Raw genomic sequence first — 26,193 nt, 5'->3', positions numbered from 1 at the left:
CATCAGCAACGTCCTGGTTTGCCCTCCACTTATCCGCAGTTTCGCCATTGAGATCAAGATATTTAACCGAAAAATGTCGATTTAATCTGTTGTTAATAAATGAGTTATTAATAATTACGTATGGATGGTACGAGACCTATTTTTTTGACGAATCTTCACGGAAAACGGACTGAGAGGATGAAGTCATGTCCCGGCTTGCGCTATGGTTGAAGGTAGCTCATTAACTAAGGACAGCGTTATGACTCTGCACTGCGCATTTATTGGCTTCGGCAAAAGCACCACCCGCTACCATCTTCCTTACGTGTTACACCGCCAGGACCGCTGGCAGGTGGCGCACATCTATCGCCGTCGGGCGAAGCCCGAGGAGCAGGCGCCGCAGTATTCCCACATCCATTTCACCAGCGATCTCGATGAAGTATTAAACGACCCGCAGGTCAGGCTGGTGGTGGTCTGCACCCATGCCGACAGCCATTTTGACTATGCGAAAAAGGCGCTGGAGGCGGGGAAAAACGTGCTGGTGGAAAAGCCGTTCACCCCGACGCTGGAGGAAGCCAAGACCCTGTTTGCGTTGGCGAACAGCAAAGGCCTGACGGTGACGCCCTACCAGAACCGCCGCTTCGACTCCTGCTTCCTGACCACTAAAAAGGTGATTGAGAGCGGCAAACTTGGCGAACTGGTGGAGATCGAAAGCCATTTTGACAACTACCGCCCGCTGGCGGAGACCAACCCCGGCGGCCCGCAAAACGGCGAGTTCTATGGCCTTGGCGTGCATACCCTGGACCAGATTATTTCGCTGTTCGGCCGCCCGGACCATGTCGCTTACGATCTGCGCTCGCTGCGCAACAAAGCTAACCCGGATGATACCTTTGAGGCCCAGCTGTTCTACGGCGATCTGAAGGCCATCGTTAAGACCAGCCACCTGGTGCAGATCGACTACCCGAAATTCATCGTCCACGGCCATAAAGGCTCGTTTGTGAAATATGGTATCGACCAGCAGGAGACCAGCCTGAAAGCCAATATCATGCCGGGCGAGCCGGGCTTTGGCGCGGACGACAGCGTCGGCGAGCTGGTGTATGTCAACGAGGCGGGGGAGACGGTGCGCGAAGCGGTCCCGCTGGAGAGCGGCGACTATGGTCGGGTCTACGACGCGCTGTACGACACCCTCGTCAACGGCCAGCCAAATTACGTCAAGGAATCTGACGTTCTTACCAATATGGAGATCCTGCAGCGCGGCTTTGACCAGCCCTCACCGGCCACCATTACTCTGGTGAAATAAGCCCAAGCGGCTCCTCTGCGCTTGTTCATATTTTTTGAACAGAGGAGTCAATTTTCACCCTCTATGATCGTCGGCGAAATGGGTCCACACTGACTCCATCGAAAACATATGGGGGTGCAACATGATCTACTTACGCAAAGCGAACGAACGTGGCCACGCTAACCATGGCTGGCTGGATTCCTGGCATACTTTCTCTTTCGCCAACTACTACGACCCGAACTTTATGGGCTTCTCCGCCCTGCGGGTGATTAACGACGACGTCATCGACGCCGGTCAGGGCTTCGGTACCCACCCGCATAAAGATATGGAGATCCTGACCTATGTGCTGGAAGGGGCGGTGGAGCACCAGGACAGCATGGGCAACAAAGAGCAGGTGCCGGCGGGCGAGTTCCAGATCATGAGCGCGGGTACCGGGGTGCGTCACTCTGAGTACAACCCGAGCAAAACCGATCGTCTGCGTTTGTACCAGATCTGGATTATTCCGGAAGAAACCGGCATTACCCCGCGCTACGAGCAGCGCCGCTTCGACGCCGCCCAGGGCAAACAGCTGGTGCTGTCGCCGGATGCACGGGATGGCTCGCTGAAGGTCTATCAGGATATGGAGCTGTATCGCTGGGCGCTGCTGAAAGATGAGCAATCGGTTCACCAGATTGCCGCGGAACGTCGCGTCTGGATCCAGGTCGTCAAAGGCGAAGTGACCATCAACGGTACCAAAGCCACTACCAGCGATGGTCTGGCTATCTGGGACGAGCAGGCGATTTCGGTTCATGCCGACAGCGATAGCGAAATCCTGCTGTTCGATCTGCCGCCGGTTTGATCGTTATCTGAGGTCGTCTATACCCAAAATAATTCGAGTTGCAGAAAGGCGGCGACGCAGAGAATCCCCAGGAGCTTACTTAAGTAAGTGACTGGGGGTGAGCGAGGAAAGCCAACGCGCATGCAACTCGAAGTATGATAGGTATAAATAAATTGCGTAGCCTTCCCTCATGTTAGGGAAGGTTGCGCTTTGTCCGTGATAAACTGAGAAAATGTTCCCCGTTGATCACAGTCAGGACGATGAAAAAGAAAAGACCCGTACTTCAGGATGTAGCCGATCTTGTCGGCGTGACCAAAATGACGGTCAGTCGCTATTTACGCAACCCGGAGCAGGTCTCCGAAGCGCTGCGTGGCAAGATTGCCGTTGCCCTCGATGAACTGGGTTATATTCCCAATCGCGCCCCTGACATTCTCTCCAACGCCACCAGCCGCGCCATTGGCGTGCTGCTGCCATCGTTAACCAACCAGGTGTTCTCGGAAGTGCTGCGCGGGATTGAAAGCGTCACTGACGCCTTCGGCTATCAAACCATGCTGGCGCACTACGGCTACAAGCCGGAAATGGAAGAGAAACGCCTCGAATCGATGCTCTCCTGGAACATTGACGGCCTGATCCTCACCGAACGCACCCATACGCCCCGCACCCTGAAGATGATTGAAGTCGCCGGCATTCCGGTGGTGGAGCTAATGGACAGCCAGTCACCGTGCCTTGATATCGCGGTCGGTTTCGATAACTTCGAAGCGGCGCGGCAGATGACGGCGGCGATTATCGCCCGCGGCCACCGCCACGTTGCTTATCTCGGCGCGCGTCTTGATGAACGTACTATCATCAAACAGAAGGGATACGAGCAGGCGATGCTCGATGCGGGCATGACGCCCTACAGCGTGATGGTGGAGCAGTCCTCGTCCTATTCATCCGGGATTGAGCTGATGCGCCAGGCGCGCCGCGAATACCCGCAGCTTGACGGCATCTTTTGCACCAACGATGACCTCGCGGTCGGCGCGGCCTTTGAGTGCCAGCGCCTGGGGCTGAAGATCCCGGACGACATGGCGATAGCCGGTTTCCACGGCCACGATATCGGCCAGGTGATGGAGCCGCGGCTGGCCAGCGTCCTGACCCCGCGCGAGCGGATGGGGCGCATTGGCGCCGAACGTCTGCTGGCGCGCATTCGTGGCGAAGCGATTACCCCTAAGATGTTAGATTTAGGTTTCACATTGTCACCGGGCGGATCAATTTAAACTGACAAGTTTGAAGTAGATCACACATATTCACATCTGGCACGAATGGATATTGCTTCTCCACAGGTCCGGCATGACAATGTTACCGATAACAGTTACCCGTAACAATTAACCGATACGCCGCCTTCGCGCTCAATGAGTCAGCCCCGGCGCGGCGTACCTGTCCGGTGGGAGGATGCTTTGAGCACGACTAATCATGATCACCACGTCTACGTTCTGATGGGCGTTTCCGGCAGCGGGAAATCCGCTGTCGCCAGCGAAGTGGCGCATCAGCTGCATGCCGCGTTTCTCGACGGCGACTTTCTGCATCCGCGCAGCAATATCACCAAGATGGCCTCCGGTGAGCCGCTCAACGATGACGACCGTACCCCGTGGCTGCAGGCGCTAAATGACGCTGCGTTTGCCATGCAGCGTACCAATAAGGTGTCGCTGATCGTCTGTTCGGCGCTGAAGAAGAGCTATCGCGACATTCTGCGCAAGGGCAACCCGAACCTCTCCTTCATCTACCTGAAAGGCGACTTCGAGGTGATCGAAAACCGTCTGAAGGCGCGTAAAGGGCACTTCTTCAAAACCCAAATGTTGGTGACGCAGTTTGAAACGCTGCAGGAACCAGGCGCCGACGAGAGCGATGTGCTTATCGTCGATATCGACCAGCCGCTGGAAGGCGTGGTGGCCAGCACCATTGAGGTGATCAACAAAGGCAGTCACTAGTGAGTACTTTAACGCTTGTTTTAACAGCAGTCGGCTCGGTATTGCTGCTGCTGTTTTTAGTCATGAAGGCGCGGATGCACGCCTTCGTGGCTTTGATGGTGGTTTCTATTGGCGCAGGTCTCTTCTCCGGCATGCCGCTGGATAAAATCGCGGCGACGATGGAGAAGGGGATGGGCGGTACGCTGGGCTTCCTGGCGATCGTCGTCGCGCTGGGCGCGATGTTCGGGAAGATCCTGCATGAAACGGGGGCGGTCGATCAGATTGCCGTCAAGATGCTCAAATCCTTCGGCCACAATCGCGCGCACTATGCGATTGGTCTCGCCGGCCTCATCTGCGCGCTGCCGCTGTTTTTCGAAGTGGCGATCGTGCTACTGATCAGCGTCGCCTTCTCGATGGCGCGCCATACCGGCACTAACCTCGTGAAGCTGGTGATCCCGCTGTTTGCCGGGGTGGCCGCCGCCGCGGCGTTCCTGCTGCCGGGACCGGCGCCGATGCTGCTGGCGTCGCAAATGCACGCCGACTTTGGCTGGATGATCCTGATTGGCCTGTGCGCGGCCATTCCGGGAATGATTATCGCCGGGCCGCTGTGGGGCAACTTCATCAGCCGCTACGTTGAGCTGCATATTCCTGATGACGTGACAGAGCCGCATCTCGGCGAAGGCAAAATGCCCTCCTTCGGCTTCAGCCTGTCGCTGATCCTGCTGCCGCTGGTGCTGGTAGGCCTGAAAACCATCGCCGCGCGCTTTGTGCCGGTGGGGTCGACCGCTTACGAATGGTTTGAATTTATCGGTCACCCATTCACCGCGATCCTGGTAGCCTGCCTGGTGGCAATCTACGGCCTGGCGGTACGTCAGGGGATGGCGAAAGACCGGGTGATGGAGATCTGCGGTCATGCGCTGCAGCCGGCGGGCATTATCCTGCTGGTGATCGGGGCAGGCGGCGTCTTCAAGCAGGTGCTGGTTGACTCCGGCGTCGGCCCGGCGCTGGGTGAAGCGCTGACCGGTATGGGGCTGCCGATCGCCATTACCTGTTTCGTGCTGGCGGCGGCGGTGCGTATCATCCAGGGTTCCGCCACCGTGGCGTGCCTGACGGCGGTCGGCCTGGTGATGCCGGTGATTGAGCAACTGAACTACAGCGGCGCGCAGATGGCGGCCTTGTCTATCTGTATCGCCGGCGGCTCGATTGTCGTGAGCCATGTGAACGACGCCGGCTTCTGGCTGTTCGGTAAATTTACCGGCGCCACCGAAGCCCAGACGCTGAAAACCTGGACGATGATGGAAACCATCCTCGGCACCACCGGGGCGATTGTCGGCATGATCGCCTTCCAGCTGCTGAGCTAAGTCTGTTCGCCACCCGCTCGCGGGTGGCCAAAAGCCAGGGTAACGCCGTTTACCCTGGCTTCCCGGCGATAAGCCGCGCTTTTTCCCTCTTTTCTCTTTCCGCTCCTCGCCTTTATTAGCGCTACGACGATGCTCGTATCCTTCGGCAAGCCTTGCTGCACCTGGGTTTGTTGCCTGTTTTTGGCAAGGGGGAAATCAGCGGATTTCGCGCTTAATCCATAATCAGGATCAATAAAATCGCGACGGAAAATGTTCCATTCCCTTGGTGATTTCCCCGATAATCATTGCGCTTTGACGACGACCAGCGACGGTGGACAATGTGCAGGATAAGTTGCTTTTCTGATTGTTCAGCAATCATTGATTAATTTCACTTGCGACTTTAGCTGCATTTTGTAAGGTGAGGGATAATCCAGTTGGAAACTGGTCAGGCACAAACAGCACACACCTCGCAGGAATACGTTATGAAAAATGTTGGTTTTATCGGCTGGCGCGGAATGGTCGGCTCTGTTCTCATGCAACGCATGGTTGAAGAGCGCGACTTCGACGCCATTCGCCCGGTGTTCTTCTCTACCTCCCAGCTGGGACAGCCAGCGCCGTCTTTCGGCGGTAGCACCGGTGGCACGCTCCAGGATGCGTTCGATCTGGACGCGCTGAAGGCACTGGACATTATTGTCACGTGCCAGGGCGGCGATTACACCAACGAGATTTACCCGAAGCTGCGCGAAAGCGGCTGGCAGGGTTACTGGATTGACGCTGCCTCTTCGCTGCGCATGAAGGACGATGCGATCATTATCCTCGACCCGGTTAACCAGGACGTGATCACCGCCGGCCTGAACAACGGCGTAAAAACCTTTGTCGGCGGCAACTGTACCGTCAGCCTGATGCTGATGTCCCTCGGCGGCCTGTTTGCCCAGGATCTGGTGGAGTGGGTCAGCGTGGCGACATACCAGGCGGCTTCCGGCGGCGGCGCGCGTCATATGCGCGAACTACTGAGCCAGATGGGCCAGCTGCACAACCACGTCGCGGCAGAGCTGGCGGACCCGGCTTCCGCCATTCTGGATATCGAGCGCAAAGTGACGTCGCTGACCCGCAGCGGCGAGCTGCCGGTGGATAACTTCGGCGTACCGCTGGCGGGCAGCCTGATCCCGTGGATCGACAAACAGCTGGATAACGGCCAGAGCCGCGAAGAGTGGAAAGGCCAGGCGGAGACCAACAAGATCCTCGCCACCTCGTCCGTTATCCCGGTAGACGGCCTGTGCGTCCGCGTTGGCGCGCTGCGCTGCCACAGCCAGGCGTTCACCATCAAGCTGAAAAAAGATGTCTCTATCCCGACCGTTGAGGAGCTGCTGGCCGCGCATAACCCGTGGGCTAAAGTGGTACCGAACGATCGCGACATTACCATGCGCGAGCTGACCCCAGCCGCGGTGACTGGCACCCTGACCACCCCGGTAGGACGCCTGCGTAAACTGAATATGGGGCCGGAGTATCTGTCGGCCTTTACCGTTGGCGACCAGCTGCTGTGGGGCGCCGCGGAGCCGCTGCGCCGGATGCTTCGCCAGCTGGCGTAAGCGCAGGATGAACAGAAAGGGGGTCTTCGAGCCCCCTTTTTTTTTGCGTAATACAAGGAGTAAACGCGGATGTTAGATTTTTCCCCACGGAGGTAACTCAGCCTTGGCTATGCTTTAAGTAAGGAATTCCTTACCTGAAGGTGGGACGGAGCAGAAGGATGCAGAAAGCGCTGCGCCGTTCAGGTCAAAAAAAGTCGCCAGTTACAGGAATGAGCGACACTTACAACAGGATGAAAGCATGTCTAATCATATCGATAGAGACGTGATTAATGCGCTAATCGCCGGTCATTTCGCGGACCCTTTTTCCGTGCTCGGCATGCACCGTACCGACGCCGGGCTGGAAGTGCGCGCATTATTACCCGATGCCACCGATGTGTGGGTTATTGAACCGAAAACCGGACGCAAAGTCGGCAAGCTCGAATGCCTCGACTCGCGTGGTTTCTTCAGCGGCGTTCTGCCGCGGCGTAAAAACGCCTTTCGCTATCAGTTGGCCGTCACCTGGCACGGGCAGCAGAATCTGATTGATGACCCTTATCGCTTTGGTCCGCTGCTGCAGGATCTTGACGTCTGGCTGCTGTCGGAAGGGACCCACCTGCGCCCTTACGAAACGCTGGGCGCGCACGCCGCCACCATGGACGGTGTCACCGGCACCCGTTTCTCGGTATGGGCGCCGAACGCCCGTCGCGTTTCGGTGGTGGGGCAATTTAACTACTGGGACGGCCGGCGCCACCCGATGCGATTCCGCAAAGAGTCCGGCATCTGGGAACTGTTCGTCCCCGGCGCGCACAATGGCCAGCTGTATAAATTCGAGCTGATTGACGCCCACGGCCATCTGCGGGTCAAAGCCGATCCTTACGCCTTTGAATCGCAAATGCGTCCGGAAAGCGCCTCGCTTATCTGCGACCTGCCGCCTAAAGTCGAACAGCCGGCGGACCGCAAAGCGGCGAACCAGTTCGATGCCCCTGTCTCTATCTATGAAGTGCATCTTGGCTCATGGCGTCGCCATACCGACAATAATTTCTGGCTGAGCTACCGCGAGCTGGCCGACCAGCTGGTGCCCTACGCGAAATGGATGGGCTTCACCCATCTCGAGCTGCTGCCGGTTAACGAGCACCCGTTCGACGGCAGCTGGGGCTATCAACCCACCGGCCTCTATGCGCCGACCCGCCGTTTCGGCACCCGCGATGATTTCCGTTACTTTATCAACGCCGCGCACGCCGCCGGGCTAAACGTCATTCTGGACTGGGTGCCTGGCCACTTCCCGGCGGATGATTTTGCCCTTGCCTCTTTCGATGGCACCGCGCTGTATGAGCACAGCGATCCGCGCGAGGGGTATCACCAGGACTGGAATACCCTGATCTACAACTACGGACGCCGCGAAGTCAGCAACTTCCTGGTGGGAAATGCGCTGTACTGGATCGAACGCTTCGGCATCGATGCTCTGCGCGTCGACGCGGTGGCCTCGATGATCTATCGCGACTATAGCCGCAAGGCGGGGGAGTGGATCCCCAACGAATACGGCGGCCGGGAAAATCTGGAAGCCATTGAGTTTCTGCGCAACACCAACCGCATCCTTGGCGAACAGACGCCGGGCGCGGTCACCATGGCGGAAGAGTCCACCGATTTCGCCGGGGTAACCCGTCCGCCAGCCGGCGGCGGCCTCGGTTTCTGGTTCAAATGGAACCTCGGCTGGATGCACGACACCCTGGATTACATGAAACTCGATCCGGTGCACCGCCGCTACCATCACGACAAAATGACCTTCGGCATGCTCTACAACTACACCGAGAACTTTGTGCTGCCGCTCTCCCACGATGAAGTGGTGCACGGCAAAAAATCGATTCTCGACCGCATGCCGGGGGACGCCTGGCAGAAGTTCGCCAACCTGCGCGCCTACTACGGCTGGCTGTTCGCCTTCCCGGGGAAAAAGCTGCTGTTTATGGGCAATGAGTTCGCCCAGGGCCGCGAGTGGAACCATGACGGCAGCCTCGACTGGCATCTGCTGGAGGGCGGCGACAACTGGCACCACGGCGTCCAGCGGCTGGTGCGCGACCTGAACCATACCTATCGCCACCATAAGGCGCTGCACGAGCTGGACTTTGACCCGTACGGCTTCGAATGGCTGGTGGTGGATGACCACGAGCGCTCAGTGTTTGTCTTTGTGCGCCGCGACCGGGCGGGGAACGAGATTATCGTCGCCAGCAACTTCACGCCGGTGCCGCGCCACGACTACCGCTTCGGCATCAACCAGCCGGGCCGCTGGCGCGAGGCGTTGAATACCGACTCAATGCACTATCACGGCAGCAACCAGGGCAACGGCGGGGTGGTGGAAAGCGATGCCATCCCCAGCCACGGTCGCGAACATTCGCTGTCCCTGACCCTGCCGCCGCTGGCGACGATCTGGCTGGTCCGGGAGGCGCAATGACCAACCTCGCGGCAGGCAAGCCTGCGCCGTTGGGCGCCAGCTATGACGGCAAGGGGGTGAACTTCGCCCTCTTCTCCGCCCACGCGGAGCGGGTGGAGCTGTGCGTGTTCGACGAGCAGGGCAACGAGCAACGCTTCGATCTCCCGGCGCGCAGCGGCGACATCTGGCACGGCTGGCTGGCTGCCGTCGGGCCGGGCCTGCGCTACGGCTACCGGGTGCATGGCCCCTGGGATCCGGCGCAGGGACACCGCTTTAACCCGGCCAAGCTGCTGCTCGATCCCTGCGCTCACCGGGTTGAGGGCGATCTGCCGGACGACGAGCGCCTGCACGGCGGAATGTGGCAGCCGGATCATCGCGATAGCGCCGCGATAGCGCCAAAATCGCAGGTAGTGGATCTGCGTTACGACTGGCTGGGCGATAAACCGCCGCGTACCCCATGGGGGGAAACGGTGCTTTATGAAGCGCACGTGAAAGGGCTCACCTTGCTTAATCCGCAGCTGCCGGAAGCCATTCGCGGAACGTATAAGGCGCTGGGCCACCCGGTGATGATCGCTTACTTCAAATCGCTGGGCATCAGCGCCCTTGAACTGTTGCCAGTGGCGCAGTTCGCCAGCGAGCCGCGACTGCAGCGGATGGGGTTGAGCAACTACTGGGGCTACAACCCGCTGGCCTGGTTCGCGCTGGATCCGCGCTATGCCAGCGACCCGACGCGCGCCCTGGATGAGTTTCGCGATGCGGTTAAGGCGCTACATGCCGCCGGTATCGAGGTGATTCTGGATATCGTGCTCAACCATAGCGCGGAAATCGATCTTGAAGGTCCCACCGTCTCCCTGCGCGGAATCGACAACCGTAGCTATTATTGGGTAAGGGAAGATGGCGATTATCACAACTGGACCGGGTGCGGGAATACGCTCAATCTCAGCCACCCGGGGGTAGTGGAACTGGCGCGCCAGTGTTTGCGCTTCTGGGTGGATGAGTGCCATGTCGACGGTTTTCGCTTCGATCTCGCCTCAGTGATGGGACGGACGCCGGAATTCCGCCAGGATGCGCCGCTGTTCGAGGCTATCCGCCACGACAGCGTGCTGTCGCAGGTGAAACTGATCGCCGAACCCTGGGATATCGGCCCGGGGGGCTACCAGGTGGGCAATTTTCCCCCGCTGTTCGCCGAGTGGAACGACCATTTTCGCGATAGCGCCCGCCGCTTCTGGCTGCAGCAAAACGTCTCCCTGGGGGATTTCGCGCAACGCTTCGCGGCCTCCAGCGATCTCTTTGCCCGTGATGGCAAGCCGCCATCGGCGACGGTCAATCTGGTGACGGCCCACGATGGCTTCACGCTGCGCGACTGCGTTTGTTTCAATCAGAAACACAATGAGGCGAACGGGGAGGAGAATCGCGATGGGACTAACAATAACTACAGCAACAATCATGGTATAGAAGGATTAGAAGCTAATTTTGCGGTGATTGAACGGCGACGCGCCAGCGTGCATGCGCTGCTGACGACGCTGCTGCTGGCTCAGGGGACGCCGATGCTGCTGGCGGGCGATGAGCAGGGCCACAGCCAGCACGGCAACAATAATGCCTACTGTCAGGACAACGCCCTTACCTGGCTCGACTGGCGCCAGGCGAACCCGGGATTAACCGCCTTTACCGCGGCGCTGATCCACCTGCGCCGGCGCATTCCGGCGCTCACCCGCAACCGCTGGTGGCAGGAGGGGGATGGCAGCGTCCGCTGGCTTAATCGCCATGCCCAGCCGCTGACTGCCGGGGAGTGGCAGCAGGGGGCAGCGTGTATGCAGATCCAGTTGTCGGATCGCTGGCTGCTCACGCTGAACGCCACCGCAGAGGTGGTCGATATGGTTTTACCCGAGGGGGAATGGCGCGCCGTTCCTCCATTCGCCGGAGAGGATAATCCGGTCATCATGGCTGTCTGGCATGGGCCCGCGCACGGAGTGTGCGTATTTCAAAGGTCGTAAGCCCTGAAGCTTCCGGTTGAACCCGTGGCGGCGGCGCGGCGGGATGAGCAGGAAAGCGGGGGTGTAAAAAGGAGTTAATCATGGTTAGGCTTGAAAAAAACGATCCGCTGATGCTGGCGCGTCAATTACCTATCAAATCCGTGGCGTTGATCCTCGCGGGCGGCCGTGGCACCCGGCTTAAGGATCTCACCATTAAGCGTGCGAAACCTGCCGTTCACTTCGGCGGCAAGTTCCGTATTATCGATTTCGCATTATCTAACTGCATTAACTCAGGGATCCGCCGCATCGGCGTTATTACCCAGTATCAGTCGCATACGCTGGTGCAGCACATCCAGCGCGGCTGGTCGTTCTTCAGCGAAGAGATGAACGAGTTTGTCGATCTGCTGCCGGCCCAACAGCGCGTACACGGCGAAAACTGGTATCGCGGCACGGCGGACGCGGTGACGCAGAACCTGGACATCATCAGCCGCTACAAGGCCGAGTACGTGGTGATCCTCGCGGGCGACCATATTTATAAGCAGGACTACTCGCGCATGCTGATCGACCATGTCGAAAAAGGGGCGCGTTGCACCGTGGCCTGCATGCCGGTGCCCATTGAAGAGGCATCCGCCTTCGGCGTCATGGCGGTCGACGAAAACGAAAAAATCATTGAGTTTGTCGAGAAACCCGCCAACCCGCCGGCGATGCCGACCGACCCGACCAAATCGCTGGCCAGCATGGGCATTTATGTCTTCGACGCCGCCTATCTTTATGAGCTGCTGGAAGAAGACGATCGCAACGAGAACTCCAGCCATGATTTCGGCAAAGACATCATTCCGAAGATCACCGAAGCTGGCATGGCTTATGCACATCCTTTCCCGCTCTCCTGCGTGCAGTCCGACCCGAACGCCGAGCCGTACTGGCGCGACGTGGGGACGCTGGAGGCCTACTGGAAGGCCAACCTCGATCTGGCGTCAGTTACGCCGGAGCTGGATATGTACGACCAGAACTGGCCGATCCGTACCCATATGGAATCGCTGCCGCCGGCGAAGTTCGTGCAGGACCGTTCCGGAAGCCACGGCATGACCCTGAACTCGCTGGTCTCCGGGGGCTGCATTATCTCCGGGTCGGTGGTGGTACAGTCGGTGCTGTTCCCGCGCGTGCGGGTGAACTCATTCTGTAACATTGATTCGGCAGTCTTGTTGCCAGATGTCTGGGTGGGGCGCTCATGCCGCCTGCGTCGCTGCGTGATTGACCGCGCCTGCGTCATCCCGGAAGGAATGGTGATTGGTGAGAACGCGGAAGAGGATGCACGCCGCTTCTATCGCTCAGAGGAAGGTATCGTGCTGGTGACCCGCGACATGCTGCGGAAATTGGGGCACAAACAGGAGCGCTAATGCAGGTCTTACATGTATGTTCTGAGATGTTCCCGCTGTTAAAGACGGGCGGTCTGGCGGACGTCATCGGCGCGCTGCCGGCGGCGCAAATCGCGGAGGGTATCGATACGCGCGTGCTGTTGCCGGCGTTTCCCGATATCCGCCGCGGCGTGGTGGATGCCCAGGTGGTGACCCGCCGGGATACGTTCGCCGGGCGGATCACGCTGCTGTACGGCCACTTTAACGGCGTGGGGATCTATCTGATAGACGCCCCGCATCTCTATGACCGGCCGGGGAGCCCTTACCACGATACCAACCAGCACGCTTATACCGACAACGTTCTGCGCTTTGCGCTGCTGGGATGGGTGGGAAGCGAAATGGCCAGCGGACTGGATCCGTTCTGGCGCCCGGATGTGGTCCATGCCCACGACTGGCACGCCGGCCTGACGCCGGCCTACCTGGCGGCGCGCGGGCGTCCGGCTAAATCGGTCTTTACCGTGCACAACCTGGCGTACCAGGGGATGTTTTACTCCTGGCATATGAATGATATCGAGCTGCCGTGGTCGTTTTACAACATGCATGGCCTCGAGTTTAACGGCCAGATCTCGTTTCTGAAGGCCGGTCTTTACTACGCCGACCATATTACGGCGGTGAGCCCGACCTACGCGCGCGAGATCACCGAGCCGCAGTACGCCTACGGCATGGAGGGGCTGCTGCGTCAGCGCCATCATGAAGGGCGGCTGTCGGGAATTCTCAACGGCGTTGACGACGGTATCTGGAGCCCGCAAAACGACCTCCTGCTGCCGATGCGCTACGATCGCGACACGCTGGAGGAGAAGGCGGAGAACAAGCGTCAGCTGCAGATCGCCATGGGCCTGAAGGTCGATGATAAAGCGCCGCTGTTTGCCGTCGTCAGCCGTCTCACCAGCCAGAAAGGGCTGGATCTGGTGCTCGAAGCGCTGCCGGGCCTGCTTGAGCAGGGCGGCCAGCTGGCGCTGCTGGGCGCTGGCGACCCGGTGCTGCAGGAAGGGTTCCTTGCCGCCGCTGCCGAACACCCGGGCAAGGTGGGGGTGCAGATTGGCTATCATGAGGCCTTCTCCCACCGCATTATGGGGGGCGCCGACGTCATTCTGGTCCCGAGCCGCTTTGAACCCTGCGGCCTGACCCAGCTGTACGGTCTGAAGTACGGTACGCTGCCGCTGGTGCGCCGCACCGGCGGGCTGGCGGACACGGTCTCTGACAGTTCGCTGGAGAACCTTGCCGATGGTCTGGCGACAGGTTTTGTCTTTGAGGACAGCAATGCGCTGTCATTGCTGCGCGCTATACGTCGCGCCTTTGTCCTCTGGTCGCGCCCATCGCTCTGGCGCTATGTGCAGCGTCAGGCGATGAATATGGATTTTAGCTGGCAGGTTGCCGCGAACTCCTATCGCGAACTTTATCAACGCTTGATGTAATCACTGGAGTCATTGTTATGAATGTACCCTTTAGCTATGCATCACCGACGCTGAGCGTTGAGGCGTTAAAACATTCTATTGCCTATAAGCTGATGTTTATCATCGGTAAAGATCCGGCCATCGCCAACAAGCATGAATGGCTTAACGCCACGCTGTTTGCCGTTCGCGATCGCATGGTGGAGCGCTGGCTGCGCTCCAACCGCGCGCAGCTCTCGCAGGAAGTGCGCCAGGTATACTATCTGTCGATGGAGTTCCTGATCGGCCGTACCCTCTCGAATGCCCTGTTGTCGCTCGGCATCTATGACGATGTGAGCAGCGCGCTGGCGGAGATGGGGCTCGATCTCGAAGAGCTGATCGATGAAGAGAACGACCCCGGACTTGGCAACGGCGGTCTGGGCCGCCTGGCGGCCTGCTTCCTTGACTCCCTGGCGGCGCTGGGGCTGCCGGGACGTGGCTACGGGATCCGCTACGACTACGGGATGTTTAAACAGAATATCGTCGATGGCCGGCAAAAAGAGTCCCCTGACTACTGGCTGGAGTACGGTAACCCGTGGGAGTTTGAGCGCCACAACACCCGCTATAAAGTGCGCTTCGGCGGCCGCATTCAGCAGGAGGGGAAGAAAACCCGCTGGATAGAGACGGAAGAGATCATTGCCGAAGCCTACGATCAGATTATCCCCGGCTTTGACACCGACGCCACCAACACGCTGCGTCTGTGGAGCGCGCAGGCCAGTAGCGAAATTAACCTCGGTAAGTTTAACCAGGGCGACTACTTCGCCGCGGTAGAGGATAAGAACCACTCCGAAAACGTCTCCCGCGTCCTCTATCCGGACGACTCGACCTACTCCGGCCGCGAGCTGCGCCTGCGCCAGGAGTATTTCCTCGTCTCGGCCACGGTGCAGGATATTCTGAACCGCCACTATCTGTTGCATAAGACCTATGACAACCTGGCGGACAAGATAGCCATCCACCTGAATGACACCCACCCGGTGCTGTCGATACCGGAGCTGATGCGCCTGCTTATCGACGAGCATAAATTCAGCTGGGACGAGGCGTTCGAGGTGACCTGTCAGGTCTTCTCTTATACCAACCATACCCTGATGAGCGAAGCGCTCGAGACCTGGCCGGTGGATATGCTGGGCAAAATTCTCCCGCGCCATCTGCAGATTATCTTTGAGATTAACGACTACTTCCTCAAGACCCTGCAGGAGCAGTATCCCAACGATACCGCGCTGCTCAGCCGGACCTCGATTATCGACGAGTCAAACGGCCGTCGCGTGCGGATGGCCTGGCTGGCGGTGGTGGTCAGCCACAAGGTCAATGGGGTGTCGGAGCTACATTCCCGATTGATGGTGGAGTCGCTGTTTGCCGAATTCGCCAAAATTTTCCCGATGCGCTTTATCAACGTGACCAACGGCGTCACGCCGCGCCGCTGGCTGGCGCTGGCCAACCCTCCGCTGTCGAAAGTGCTGGATGAGCATATCGGCCGCACCTGGCGGACCGATCTGAGCCAGCTTGACGAGCTGAAGCAGCATATCGACTATCCGACGGTCAATCAGGCAGTGCGTCAGGCTAAACTGGAAAACAAACAGCGGCTGGCCAGCTATATTGCGCAGCAGCTCAATGTGGTGGTGAATCCGAAGGCGCTGTTTGATGTGCAGATCAAACGCATTCACGAGTACAAACGCCAGCTGATGAATGTGCTGCACGTCATTACCCGCTATAACCGGATCAAAGCCGATCCGCAGGCGGAGTGGGTGCCGCGGGTGAACATTTTCGCCGGTAAGGCGGCTTCAGCCTACTACATGGCCAAGCATATTATTCACCTGATCAACGATGTGGCGGCGGTGATCAATAACGATCCGCAGATTGGCGACAAGCTGAAGGTCGTTTTTATCCCCAACTACAGCGTTAGCCTGGCGCAGCTGATCATTCCGGCGGCAGACCTGTCGGAACAGATCTCGCTCGCAGGCACGGAAGCCTCCGGCACCAGTAATATGAAGTTTGCCCTTAACGGCGCGCTGACGATCGGCACCCTCGACGGGGCGAACGTGGAGATGCAGGAGCACGTGGGCGAAGAGAATATCTTTATCTTCGGCAACACCGCGGAAGAGGTGGAGGAGCTGCGTCGCAGCGGCTATAAACCGCGCGAATATTACGAGCAGGATGAAGAGCTTCACCAGGCGCTGACGCAGATCGGTACCGGCGTTTTCAGCCCGGCGGAACCGGGGCGCTACCGCGACCTGCTGGATTCGCTGATTAACTTTGGCGACCACTACCAGGTGCTGGCGGACTATCGTAGCTATGTGGACTGCCAGGATCGCGTCGACGAGCTGTATCAACATCCGGAAGAGTGGGCCTACAAGGCGATGCTGAATATTGCCAATATGGGCTACTTCTCTTCCGACCGGACGATCCAGGAGTACGCGAAATACATCTGGCATATCGACCCGGTAAGGCTGTAAGCCAGTCAACGCAACACAACGGGGCCATTTGGCCCCGTTGTTTCATTATTGCGGTTGGATCCGGCCTCAGGCGTTTCCCCAGGCCCGCGCAGCCGGGCGCGTTAAGACGCTAACGACAGCTCAGACTTTCCCGCATGCTGCGCCAGCCATTCGCTGATGCGCGCCTGCTGCTCGCCATTCAGCCACATGCCCTGTTTGGTTCGACGCCAGATGGCGTCATCCAGGCTGCGCACCCATTCATGCTCAACCAGATACTTCAGCTCGGCTTCATAAAACTCATGGCCGAAATCTTCCCCCAGATCGCTCAGGGCGCTGGCTTCCTTGAGGATCCACTCGCTGTTGCTCCCGTAGGTGCGGGCATAATGGCGGGCCAGTGATTCACTGATGAACGGGAAGCGACGGCGCAGTTTTGCCGCGTAGTCGTCGCGGTCGCCGCCGATATCGCCGCCGGGGAGCACCGCGGTTTTGGTCCATGCCGGGCCGATCCCTTTGTAATAGGGGGTCAGTTTTTCCAGCGCATGCTCGGCCAGTTTGCGATAGGTGGTCAGCTTCCCGCCGAAGACGGAGAGCAGCGGCGCCTGGCCGTTCTCATCGTGAATATCCAGCGTGTAGTCGCGGGTGATCGCCTGCGGTGAATCCGACTCGTCGTCGCACAGCGGACGGACGCCGGAGTAGGTCCAGACGATATCGTCCCGGCTGAGGGTCTTTTTAAAGTGCGCGTTATAGACGTTCAGCAGGTAATTAATCTCTTTATCATCAATGGCCACCGCTTTCGGATCGCCCTTATACTCGACGTCCGTCGTGCCGATGATGGAGAACTCATCCATCCACGGGATAACAAACACAATACGTTTATCTTCGTTTTGCAGAATGTAGGCCTGCTTCTGGGTATGCACCCGCGGCACCACGATGTGGCTGCCCTTGATCAGGCGGATACCGTAAGGCGAGCGGAGATGCATCCCTTCGTCGAAGAACTGTTTGACCCATGGACCGGTGGCATTGACCAGACCGCGCGCCTTCCAGGTAAACTTCTCGCCGCTATCGATATCTTCCGCTTCCACCACCCACAGGCCGTTCTCCCGTTTTGCCGAGATGGCGCGAGTGCGGGTCCGCACCTCGCCGCCTTTGCGGACGACCATCTGCGCGTTGGCCAGCACCAGGCGGGCATCGTCGACCCAGCAGTCGGAATATTCGAAACCGCGCACAATTTCCGGCTTAAGTACCGATTCTGCGCCAAAACGCAAGCCGGTGGATCCCGGCAGACTGGTGCGTTTGCCCAGATGATCGTACATAAACAAGCCGATGCGGATCATCCATGCCGGACGCAGATGCGGGCGATGCGGGAGACGAAAGCGCATCGGGAAGGCGATATGCGGGGCCATTTTTAACAGCACTTCGCGTTCGGCCAGCGCTTCGCTGACCAGGCGGAACTCATAGTGTTCGAGGTAGCGTAGCCCGCCGTGGATCAGTTTGGAACTGGCGCTGGAGGTGGCGCAGGCGAGATCGCGCGCTTCCAGCATCAGTACGGATAAACCACGCCCGGCGGCATCTGCCGCGATACCGGCACCGTTGATGCCTCCGCCTATCACAATCAGATCTTTGGTTTCCACGTTCTTACCCTCTCACACTTTCGTTTAAGCTCACAAATGCTCGATATCGCTCACTGTAGCAAACAAACACGCTTTTGGTAACATCAAAAAAACATTTTGGAGTGATGGGTGTAACATATTGGCGTTTCTTTACCGCCTGACGGTACACTACAGGGTAAAATTGGGCTGGCCACTGCCCGTCATGACGAGAAAGAGAAGAGAACCATGGAACAGTTTGAATGTATCAACGTTGAAGAAGCGCACCAGAAACTGCATCAGCAGACGGCGGTTTTGGTCGATATCCGCGATCCGCAAAGCTATGCGATGGGCCATACGCCGGGCGCGTTTCATCTGACCAACGATACCCTGGGCGCGTTTATGCGTGACAACGACTTTGACACGGCGGTGATGGTGATGTGCTATCACGGCAACAGCAGCAAGGGCGCCGCGCAGTATCTGCTGCAGCAGGGGTTTGATAAGGTCTACAGCGTTGACGGCGGGTTCGACGCCTGGCATCGCCATTTCCCGGCGGAAGTGGCGCACGGGACGTTTTAACGACTGGCAGGTATACTATCTCCCTTTGTGTGGAATAAGCGATTCGCTGCATGTTAATGATTACCTCTTTTGCCAACCCGCGCGTGGCCCAGGCGTTTGTCGATTATATGGCGACGCAGGGGATTATCCTGACTATCCAGCAGCACACCCAGAGCGACGTCTGGCTGGCTGATGAGAGTCAGGCCGGGCGCGTCAGGGCTGAGCTGGCGCGTTTTCTCGAAAACCCGGCGGACCCGCGCTATCTGGCGGCGAGCTGGCAGTCCGGACAGACCAACAGCGGGTTGCGCTATCAGCGCTTTCCTTTCTTTGCCACGCTGCGGCATAACGCCGGCCCGTTCACCTGGGCGATTCTGCTGATCTGCATCGCGGTGTTCATCCTGCAAAATCTGCTGGGCGATCAGCCGGTGATGATTTGGCTGGCCTGGCCCTACGATCCTTCGCTGCAGTTCGAAGCCTGGCGTTATTTCAGCCATGCTTTCATGCATTTCTCGCTGATGCATATTCTCTTCAACCTGCTATGGTGGTGGTATCTCGGCGGCGCGGTGGAAAAGCGCATCGGCAGCGGCAAGCTGGTGGTGATCACCGTCATCAGCGCCCTGCTGAGTGGCTTCGTGCAGCACCAGTTTAGCGGCCCGTGGTTTGGCGGGCTGTCGGGCGTGGTTTACGCGCTGATGGGCTATGTCTGGCTGCGGGGCGAGCGCGATCCGCAGAGCGGTATTTATCTGCAGCGCGGGTTGATACTCTTCTCTTTAGTGTGGTTAATTGCTGGCTGGTTTGACGTTTTCGGCATGGCGATCGCCAACGGCGCGCACGTGGCTGGTCTGGCGACTGGCCTGGCGATGGCGTTTGTCGATACCTTGCATGGGCGAAAACGCGCATAAAGACTTACCGACAGGGGTCGGGTAGGCGACATTTTTCCAGGGATATTTCATGAAACAAACACAACGTCATGACGCCATTATCGAGCTGGTAAAAAAACAGGGTTACGTCAGCACGGAAGAGCTGGTTGAGCAGTTCGCGGTTAGCCCGCAGACCATCCGCCGCGACCTGAACGATTTAGCCGAACAGAAAATGATCCTCCGTCATCACGGCGGCGCGGCGCTGCCCTCCAGCTCGGTGAACACCTCCTGGCACGATCGCAAAGCGACCCAGACGGCGGAGAAAGAGCGTATCGCCCGGCGGGTGGCCAGCGAGATCCCGGACGGGGCGACGCTGTTTATCGATATCGGCACCACGCCGGAAGCGGTGGCGCACGCCCTGCTCGATCACAACGATTTGCGGATTGTGACCAATAACCTGAACGTCGCCAACACGCTGATGGTGAAAGAGGACTTCCGCATTATTCTCGCCGGCGGCGAACTGCGCAGCCGCGACGGCGGGATCATCGGGGAAGCCACCCTCGACTTTATCTCGCAGTTCCGTCTCGACTTCGGCATTCTCGGCATCAGCGGCGTCGACAGCGATGGCTCGCTGCTGGAGTTTGATTATCATGAAGTGCGCACCAAGCGCGCGATTATTGAGAATTCACGCCACGTGATGCTGGTGGTAGATCATACCAAGTTTGGCCGTAACGCGATGGTCAACATGGGCAGCATCAGCATGGTCGATGCGGTCTATACCGATGTGCTGCCCCCGGCGGGCGTGCTCAAGGTCATCACCGATAACAACCTCCAGCTCGAGCTGTGCTAAGCGACAACGGCGTCGTCAGACGCCGTATCCCATCATCTTAAGCAACTGCTGGGCATGCTGCACCGCGTCCTGACGGTGGGCGACGCCCAGTTTCTGATACAGGTTGCGAATATGGGTCTTGATGGTGGTGGCCGCCACGTCAAGCTCGCCGGCAATCTGCTCGTTGCTGTAGCCGGAATAGATTAAGCCAAGCACCTGCCATTCGCGCTGGGTCAGCGGGCTGGTGCGGATAAGCTCCGGCACCTCGGGGTGATTCAGCAGCCGCTCGACGAACCCTTCGTCAAAGTGGGCGAATTTGTGGCGATGATGCTGGTTGATGTCGCGCAGAATGCGCTGGGCGCGATGCTGCTCCAGCTCCGGCAGGGTGTTCAGCTGGATCAGCTGGCGCAGCTGCTGGGCCATCGCCTCGCCTTCAATCACAAAGTGGTTGATAAAGCCGGTGCGGTTGGCGAGCGTCAGGGCTTCCAGCAGGGCTTTCTGCGCTTCGCTCTTGCGTCCTGCCTGCCAGTACAGCTGGTTGAGCAGCAGCAGGTTGCGGTTGAGATCGCTCATCAAACGCAGTGAACGCGCATTTTCGTTCAGCTCTTCCAGCACCATTTCCGCCGGTTCGAAATCGCCCAGCAGGATCTGCGCGCGGGCAATATTGCGCCACTGGCTCTGCAGGAAGTGGTTATTGGCGAATTCCGGCTTCGGCGTCTGGCGCAGCCAGTTGTCCGCCGCGGTTTTATCGCCGGTCATCTGCCAGTAGATCACCCGCACCTTGTCGGCGTTGGAGACCCAGTCGCTGTGGTAGTGACCGTTACCGAGCAGGTTTTCCAGCCGGTTCAGGTGGCTACGGGCATTATCCAGATCGCCGCGCGCCAGCGAGCATTGCACCATCAGCGCCAGGCACTGCAGCTGCTGCTGCGGTTGATAAGTTGAGAGAACCGCCATCCCCTGGCGGGCGCAGGCTTCAGCCTCGTCGAGGCGCGCCCATGCCCACAGCAGCTGAGAGCGGATGCGCAGCAGGAACTCATGCATCGGCAACTGCTCAAGATGCTGTTCGCGTACCAGATGGAAGGCTTTCTCCTGGCTCTCCCAGGCGGCCTGCAGGAAGCCCTGGGCGAACAGAATTTCGCTTTGCTGAATGATGCTCCACAGGGCGTAATGCCAGACGTCGTGACGGCGGGCCATCTGTTCGGTCTGCTGCATCACGGCGAGAGATTTGGTCAGTTTCCCCTTACAGTGGAGGACTTCGCCATGTACCGAGGTGGCGACGATGCGGCTGTAATAGTTGGCCAGCGGCAGCTCTTCCAGCGCCACCATCGACAGACGTTCCGCTTCGTCCTGATCGCCGTCGTTAATCGCCACCTGCGCGCGCAGGGCGTTGAAGTCGCCATGCATCGCGATATCCATTTCGACGCTCATCTCCTGCTCGGCGCGCGCCAGCAGGGTGTTGACTTCGCTGTAGCGATGCTGGCTCTGCATCAGCCAGGCCTGCAGCAGGATCAGGCGCGGATTTTCCAGCAGATTTGACCAGGGCAGCGCCGACAGCGACTGCTCCAGCAGACCCAGTTCGCTATGGTTGAACATGCCCCAGGCGTGATTGAGCAAGATATCGCGCAGCATTTTGGCATCGCCGGCCGCCAGCGCATGGTGGATGGCCTCGCTGGGGAAGCCTTGCGCCATCCAGCTCTCCGCCGCGGCGCGGTGGATCTCCGGCAGTTCAACCGCCAGCTCCCACTGACAGCGCTGGCGCAGGAAACTGCCAAACAGCGGGTGATAGCGGAACCATTCGCCGGAATCATCCATCCGCTGCAGGAACAGCCCCTGACGTTCGATCTCCTCCAGCTGCATCTGGCCATTCTCTTCGCCGGTGACGCGCACGATTAACGCGTCGTTCATTGAGCGCAGCAGAGAGCTCTTCAGCAAAAAGTTGCGCGTGCGGGCGTCGACGTTATCCAGCACTTCATCCACCAGATAATCCGACAGATGGCTGGCGTTAATCCCGGCGAGGCGACGGGCGGAGTGTTGGGCGGAGGAGTTATTCTGGCGGGCGGAGAGGGCGATGAGCTGCAGCGCGGTGGCCCACCCGGCGACGTCGTCGCACAGCCGACTGCTGTCGTCGGCTTCGATAGGCGACGTCAGACGACAGTCGAAAAATTGTTTCGCTTCCTGGTGGGTAAAGGCCAGCTGCTGGCTGCCAATCTCCAGCAGCTGATCGCGGACGCGCAGGTTGGCAATGCCCAGCTGCGGCAGGTTCCGCGACAGGACCACGAGGGTCATATTCTCCGGCTGATGGCGCAGGAAAAAGCGCATCGCGTCATGGATCACCGGATTATTGATCAGGTGATAATCATCAATGACGAGGTACAGCGGGCGCTGCCAGTCGGCGAGTTCAATAAACAGCTGCGCAAAAAGAGAGGAGAGGCTGGCGTACTGGCGCTTTTGCACCATAGCTTCACTGGCCGCGCAGTGGTTGCCGGTGGCCTGCTGGATCGCCGCGATCAGATAGCTGGCAAAACGCTCCTGCTGGTTGTCGCCTTCGTCCAGCGAAAACCACCCAAGATCGTTTTTACCTGCGGCCCACTGAGAAATGAGCGTTGTTTTACCGTACCCGGCAGGACTGGTGATCAGCACGAGACGATAATTGTTCGCGCCGGAAAGTTTCGCCAGTAAACGCTCACGAACCACGGTGTGTTCAAGGCGGACCGGACGACTTAATTTGGACGGAATCAACATAGTTCTACATTTCGCTGTGCAAGAGAGAGGTTGCGATTTTTTTTGCGCTTCGTAATTAATATCTAATAAGGTCGGTGATTATGAAATTTATTGCAAGTTATGTCCGAAGTTTATGCTCTTGAATTTGCTCTATGTCACAAATTTCGACATTGGTTGCGAATGGGTAAAAATCGCAGGCAGGACTCGTCCTCAGCGGTTTTTAGCCGGCAGCTGGCGGAGCGGGGAGAGATTTATTTTATATCGGGAGTAGTTGTTTGTTTTTATTAAATTATTGTCAGTGATTTCTTAGAAGTAATCTTTTTTGCGGATTAATGTGATGAAATGTGCTTATTTTCCCGGAGGTCGCAATTCATTTTTTTAATAACCAGGCGAAAGGCGGGAAGCGTTTTGCCGCGTAGTGGCCTGTAACAAATTTTTACCCTGCACAGGTGACATCTCGACTGTCATACAGCGGTGATTTTTACAGCATATTTTGGCCTTCTCACCCACACTATAGTGGCCAGGATCACACTTTTCGCTCATCCCCGGTACTCCTCCCTGTCTAATCCCCGTCGGGATGAGGACGATGAATCGGGAGGTCGGCACACTAGCGCCATCGTTTTAGTAAAGGACCCGGATCTCATTATGTCACAGACTTCATTTAACAAAGCTCAGTTTCAGGCTGCACTGACGCGTCAGTGGCAGCGTTTTGGTTTACAGTCCGCTTCCGAGATGACGCAGCGTCAATGGTGGCGCGCCGTCAGCGGAGCGCTGGCGGAACTTCTGTCGGCGCAGCCGGTGGCAAAACCAGCGCAAGGACAACGTCACGTTAACTACATCTCGATGGAGTTTCTGATTGGTCGCCTGACCGGCAACAACCTGCTCAACCTGGGCTGGTACGAGGGTGTGAGCGACGCGCTGAAAGGCTATGACGTCAACCTCACCGATCTGCTGGAAGAAGAGACCGACCCGGCGCTGGGTAACGGCGGCCTGGGCCGTCTGGCAGCCTGCTTCCTCGACTCCATGGCGACCGTGGGGCAGTCGGCGACCGGCTACGGCCTCAATTACCAGTATGGTCTGTTCCGCCAATCCTTTGACGATGGCCAGCAGAAGGAAGCCCCGGACGACTGGGGTCGCAGCAGCTACCCGTGGTTCCGCCATAACGAGGCGCTGGATGTCCAGGTCGGCATCGGCGGCAAAGTCAGCAAAAACGGCGAATGGCAGCCGGCGTTCGTCATTACCGGCGAAGCCTGGGACCTGCCGGTGCTCGGCTATCGCAACAACGTCGCCCAGCCGCTGCGTCTGTGGCAGGCCAAACACGCCCATCCGTTTAACCTGACCAAATTCAACGACGGCGATTTCCTGCGCGCCGAGCAGCAGGGCATCGACGCGGAAAAACTGACTAAGGTGCTGTACCCGAACGACAACCATCAGGCCGGTAAAAAACTGCGCCTGATGCAGCAGTACTTCCAGTGCGCCTGCTCAGTGGCCGATATCCTGCGTCGTCATCATCTGGCAGGTCGCAAGCTGGCCGAGCTGGCGGATTACGAAGTGATCCAGCTGAACGATACGCACCCGACCATCGCCATCCCGGAACTGCTGCGCGTGCTGATCGACGAACACCAGCTGAGCTGGGACGACGCCTGGGCGATCACCAGCAAAACCTTTGCTTACACCAACCATACCCTGATGCCGGAAGCGCTGGAGTGCTGGGATGAGAAGCTGGTGAAAGCGCTGCTGCCGCGCCATATGCAGATCATCAACGCGATTAACGACAAATTTAAACTGCTGGTGGACAAAACCTGGCCGGGCGATAAGCAGGTCTGGGCGAAACTGGCGGTGGTGCATGACAAGCAGGTGCGGATGGCCAACATGTGCGTGGTGGGCGGTTTTGCCGTCAACGGCGTGGCGGCGCTGCACTCGGACCTGGTGGTGAAAGATCTGTTCCCGGAATATAACCAGCTGTGGCCGAACAAATTCCATAACGTGACCAACGGCATCACGCCGCGCCGCTGGATCAAGCAGTGCAACCCGGCGCTGGCCACTCTGCTGGATGAGACGCTGAAAAAAGAGTGGGCCAATGACCTCGACCAGCTGATCAATCTGGAAAAATACGCTGACGATGCGGCATTCCGTCAGACTTATCGCGATATCAAGCAGGCCAACAAAGTTCATCTGGCTGAGTTTGTGAAGCAACGTACCGGGATTGAGATCAACCCGCAGGCGATTTTCGACATTCAGATCAAACGTCTGCACGAGTACAAGCGTCAGCACCTCAACCTGCTGCATATCCTTGCGCTGTACAAAGAGATCCGCGAAAACCCGCAGGCCGACCGCGTTCCGCGCGTCTTCCTGTTCGGCGCGAAAGCGGCGCCGGGGTACTATCTGGCGAAAAACATTATTTTTGCCATCAACAAGGTAGCGGAAGCGATTAACAACGACCCGAAAGTCGGCGATAAGCTGAAAGTGGTCTTCCTGCCGGACTATTGTGTATCGGCTGCGGAAAAACTGATCCCGGCGGCGGATATCTCCGAGCAGATCTCCACCGCGGGCAAAGAAGCCTCTGGCACCGGCAACATGAAGCTGGCGCTGAACGGCGCGCTGACCGTCGGGACGCTGGATGGCGCCAACGTGGAAATCGCCGAGCAGGTCGGTGAAGAGAACATCTTTATCTTCGGCCACACGGTAGAAGAAGTGAAAGCCCTGAAAGCGAAAGGCTACGATCCGCTGAAATGGCGTAAAAAAGACAAACTGCTCGATGCAGTGCTTAAGGAGCTGGAGAACGGCACCTATAGCAACGGCGATAAGCATGCCTTCGACCAGATGCTGCATAGTCTGCTGCAGGGCGGCGACCCGTATCTGGTGCTGGCCGATTTCGAAGCCTACGTGGCGGCGCAAAAACGGGTAGATGAGCTGTATCGCGACCAGGAGGCCTGGACCCGCGCGACAATCCTCAACACTGCGCGCTGCGGCATGTTCAGCTCCGACCGCTCGATCCGCGATTATCAGCAACGTATCTGGCAGGCGAAACGCTAAAGGAA

General features: G+C 58.4%; 17 protein-coding genes and 1 pseudogene. 15 read left to right on the top strand and 3 right to left on the bottom strand.

The genetic code is table 11. From position 1 onward, the window contains the following. The first annotated feature begins 238 nt into the window (after positions 1 to 238). From AC6CWS_RS20315 to gntU, 5 genes are all read left to right on the top strand, one after another. The gene (locus AC6CWS_RS20315; RefSeq protein WP_065883153.1) at positions 239 to 1,276 is read left to right on the top strand and encodes an oxidoreductase; all 1,038 of its coding nucleotides are present in this window, start codon (positions 239 to 241) and stop codon (positions 1,274 to 1,276) included. A gap of 121 nt (positions 1,277 to 1,397) precedes the next feature. Continuing rightward, entirely contained in the window at positions 1,398 to 2,093 is a 696-nt protein-coding gene (locus AC6CWS_RS20310) for a pirin family protein (protein ID WP_002920779.1), read from the top strand. Between the two features lie 239 nt (positions 2,094 to 2,332). Next, a complete protein-coding gene (gene gntR / locus AC6CWS_RS20305) occupies positions 2,333 to 3,328 on the top strand; it encodes a gluconate operon transcriptional repressor GntR (protein ID WP_023291217.1) in 996 nt (331 codons plus the stop codon). 180 nt (positions 3,329 to 3,508) lie between these two features. Further along, positions 3,509 to 4,039: a gluconokinase gene (gene gntK / locus AC6CWS_RS20300; RefSeq protein WP_004202126.1), complete on the top strand. Its 531-nt coding sequence runs from the start codon at positions 3,509 to 3,511 to the stop codon at positions 4,037 to 4,039. Continuing rightward, positions 4,039 to 5,379 (top strand): gluconate transporter, encoded by a 1,341-nt coding sequence (gene gntU / locus AC6CWS_RS20295; RefSeq protein WP_004202127.1) that lies wholly within the window; start codon positions 4,039 to 4,041, stop codon positions 5,377 to 5,379. The genes gntK and gntU overlap by 1 nt, the downstream gene beginning before the upstream one ends. Here gntU and AC6CWS_RS20290 read toward each other — a convergent pair. Beyond that, a pseudogene (locus AC6CWS_RS20290) lies at positions 5,376 to 5,737 on the bottom strand (hypothetical protein). The gene gntU and the pseudogene AC6CWS_RS20290 sit on opposite strands and share 4 nt — an antisense overlap. A 103-nt stretch (positions 5,738 to 5,840) precedes the next feature. Between AC6CWS_RS20290 and asd the strand changes: the two are divergent. From asd to glgP, 6 genes are all read left to right on the top strand, one after another. Further along, a complete protein-coding gene (gene asd / locus AC6CWS_RS20285) occupies positions 5,841 to 6,947 on the top strand; it encodes an aspartate-semialdehyde dehydrogenase (RefSeq protein WP_023291215.1) in 1,107 nt (368 codons plus the stop codon). Between the two features lie 238 nt (positions 6,948 to 7,185). Then, positions 7,186 to 9,372 (top strand): 1,4-alpha-glucan branching enzyme, encoded by a 2,187-nt coding sequence (gene glgB / locus AC6CWS_RS20280; RefSeq protein ID WP_048335469.1) that lies wholly within the window; start codon positions 7,186 to 7,188, stop codon positions 9,370 to 9,372. Beyond that, positions 9,369 to 11,345 carry a glycogen debranching protein GlgX gene (glgX, locus tag AC6CWS_RS20275; RefSeq protein WP_023291213.1) on the top strand — a complete coding sequence of 659 codons (1,977 nt, stop codon included), beginning with the start codon at positions 9,369 to 9,371 and terminating at the stop codon, positions 11,343 to 11,345. Before glgB ends, glgX begins: the two co-directional genes overlap by 4 nt. Before the next feature lie 80 nt (positions 11,346 to 11,425). Continuing rightward, on the top strand, positions 11,426 to 12,721 hold the full coding sequence (gene glgC / locus AC6CWS_RS20270) for a glucose-1-phosphate adenylyltransferase (RefSeq protein WP_002920566.1): 1,296 nt from the start codon (positions 11,426 to 11,428) through the stop codon (positions 12,719 to 12,721). Next, positions 12,721 to 14,154: a glycogen synthase GlgA gene (gene glgA / locus AC6CWS_RS20265; RefSeq protein ID WP_004202133.1), complete on the top strand. Its 1,434-nt coding sequence runs from the start codon at positions 12,721 to 12,723 to the stop codon at positions 14,152 to 14,154. Before glgC ends, glgA begins: the two co-directional genes overlap by 1 nt. Before the next feature lie 17 nt (positions 14,155 to 14,171). Continuing rightward, positions 14,172 to 16,619, top strand: a complete 2,448-nt coding sequence (glgP, locus tag AC6CWS_RS20260) for a glycogen phosphorylase (protein WP_023291212.1) — start codon at positions 14,172 to 14,174, stop codon at positions 16,617 to 16,619. Between the two features lie 101 nt (positions 16,620 to 16,720). Here glgP and glpD read toward each other — a convergent pair whose 3' ends face one another. After that, on the bottom strand, positions 16,721 to 18,229 hold the full coding sequence (gene glpD, locus AC6CWS_RS20255; protein ID WP_004202136.1) for a glycerol-3-phosphate dehydrogenase: 1,509 nt from the start codon (positions 18,227 to 18,229) through the stop codon (positions 16,721 to 16,723). A gap of 204 nt (positions 18,230 to 18,433) precedes the next feature. On the opposite strand from glpD, the gene glpE reads away from it, so the two are divergent. The 3 genes from glpE to AC6CWS_RS20240 are packed head-to-tail and all read left to right on the top strand — an operon-like array spanning position 18,434 to position 20,452. After that, positions 18,434 to 18,763 (top strand): thiosulfate sulfurtransferase GlpE, encoded by a 330-nt coding sequence (gene glpE, locus AC6CWS_RS20250; protein ID WP_023291211.1) that lies wholly within the window; start codon positions 18,434 to 18,436, stop codon positions 18,761 to 18,763. Positions 18,764 to 18,813: 50 nt separating this feature from the next. Continuing rightward, positions 18,814 to 19,644 carry a rhomboid family intramembrane serine protease GlpG gene (glpG, locus tag AC6CWS_RS20245; protein ID WP_004151408.1) on the top strand — a complete coding sequence of 277 codons (831 nt, stop codon included), beginning with the start codon at positions 18,814 to 18,816 and terminating at the stop codon, positions 19,642 to 19,644. Between the two features lie 49 nt (positions 19,645 to 19,693). Then, the gene (locus AC6CWS_RS20240; protein ID WP_002920548.1) at positions 19,694 to 20,452 is read left to right on the top strand and encodes a DeoR/GlpR family transcriptional regulator; all 759 of its coding nucleotides are present in this window, start codon (positions 19,694 to 19,696) and stop codon (positions 20,450 to 20,452) included. A 15-nt stretch (positions 20,453 to 20,467) separates the two neighbouring features. Here the strand turns inward: AC6CWS_RS20240 and malT are convergent, their stop codons facing one another. After that, positions 20,468 to 23,173, bottom strand: coding sequence for an HTH-type transcriptional regulator MalT (gene malT, locus AC6CWS_RS20235; protein WP_323109683.1), 2,706 nt, complete (start codon positions 23,171 to 23,173; stop codon positions 20,468 to 20,470). Positions 23,174 to 23,797: 624 nt separating this feature from the next. On the opposite strand from malT, the gene malP reads away from it, so the two are divergent. Beyond that, positions 23,798 to 26,188 carry a maltodextrin phosphorylase gene (gene malP / locus AC6CWS_RS20230; RefSeq protein WP_023291209.1) on the top strand — a complete coding sequence of 797 codons (2,391 nt, stop codon included), beginning with the start codon at positions 23,798 to 23,800 and terminating at the stop codon, positions 26,186 to 26,188. Positions 26,189 to 26,193 lie beyond the last annotated feature (5 nt).

Source organism: Klebsiella sp. M041, from assembly GCF_059759695.1.
This window is presented reverse-complemented; position numbering and strand designations above follow the sequence as displayed.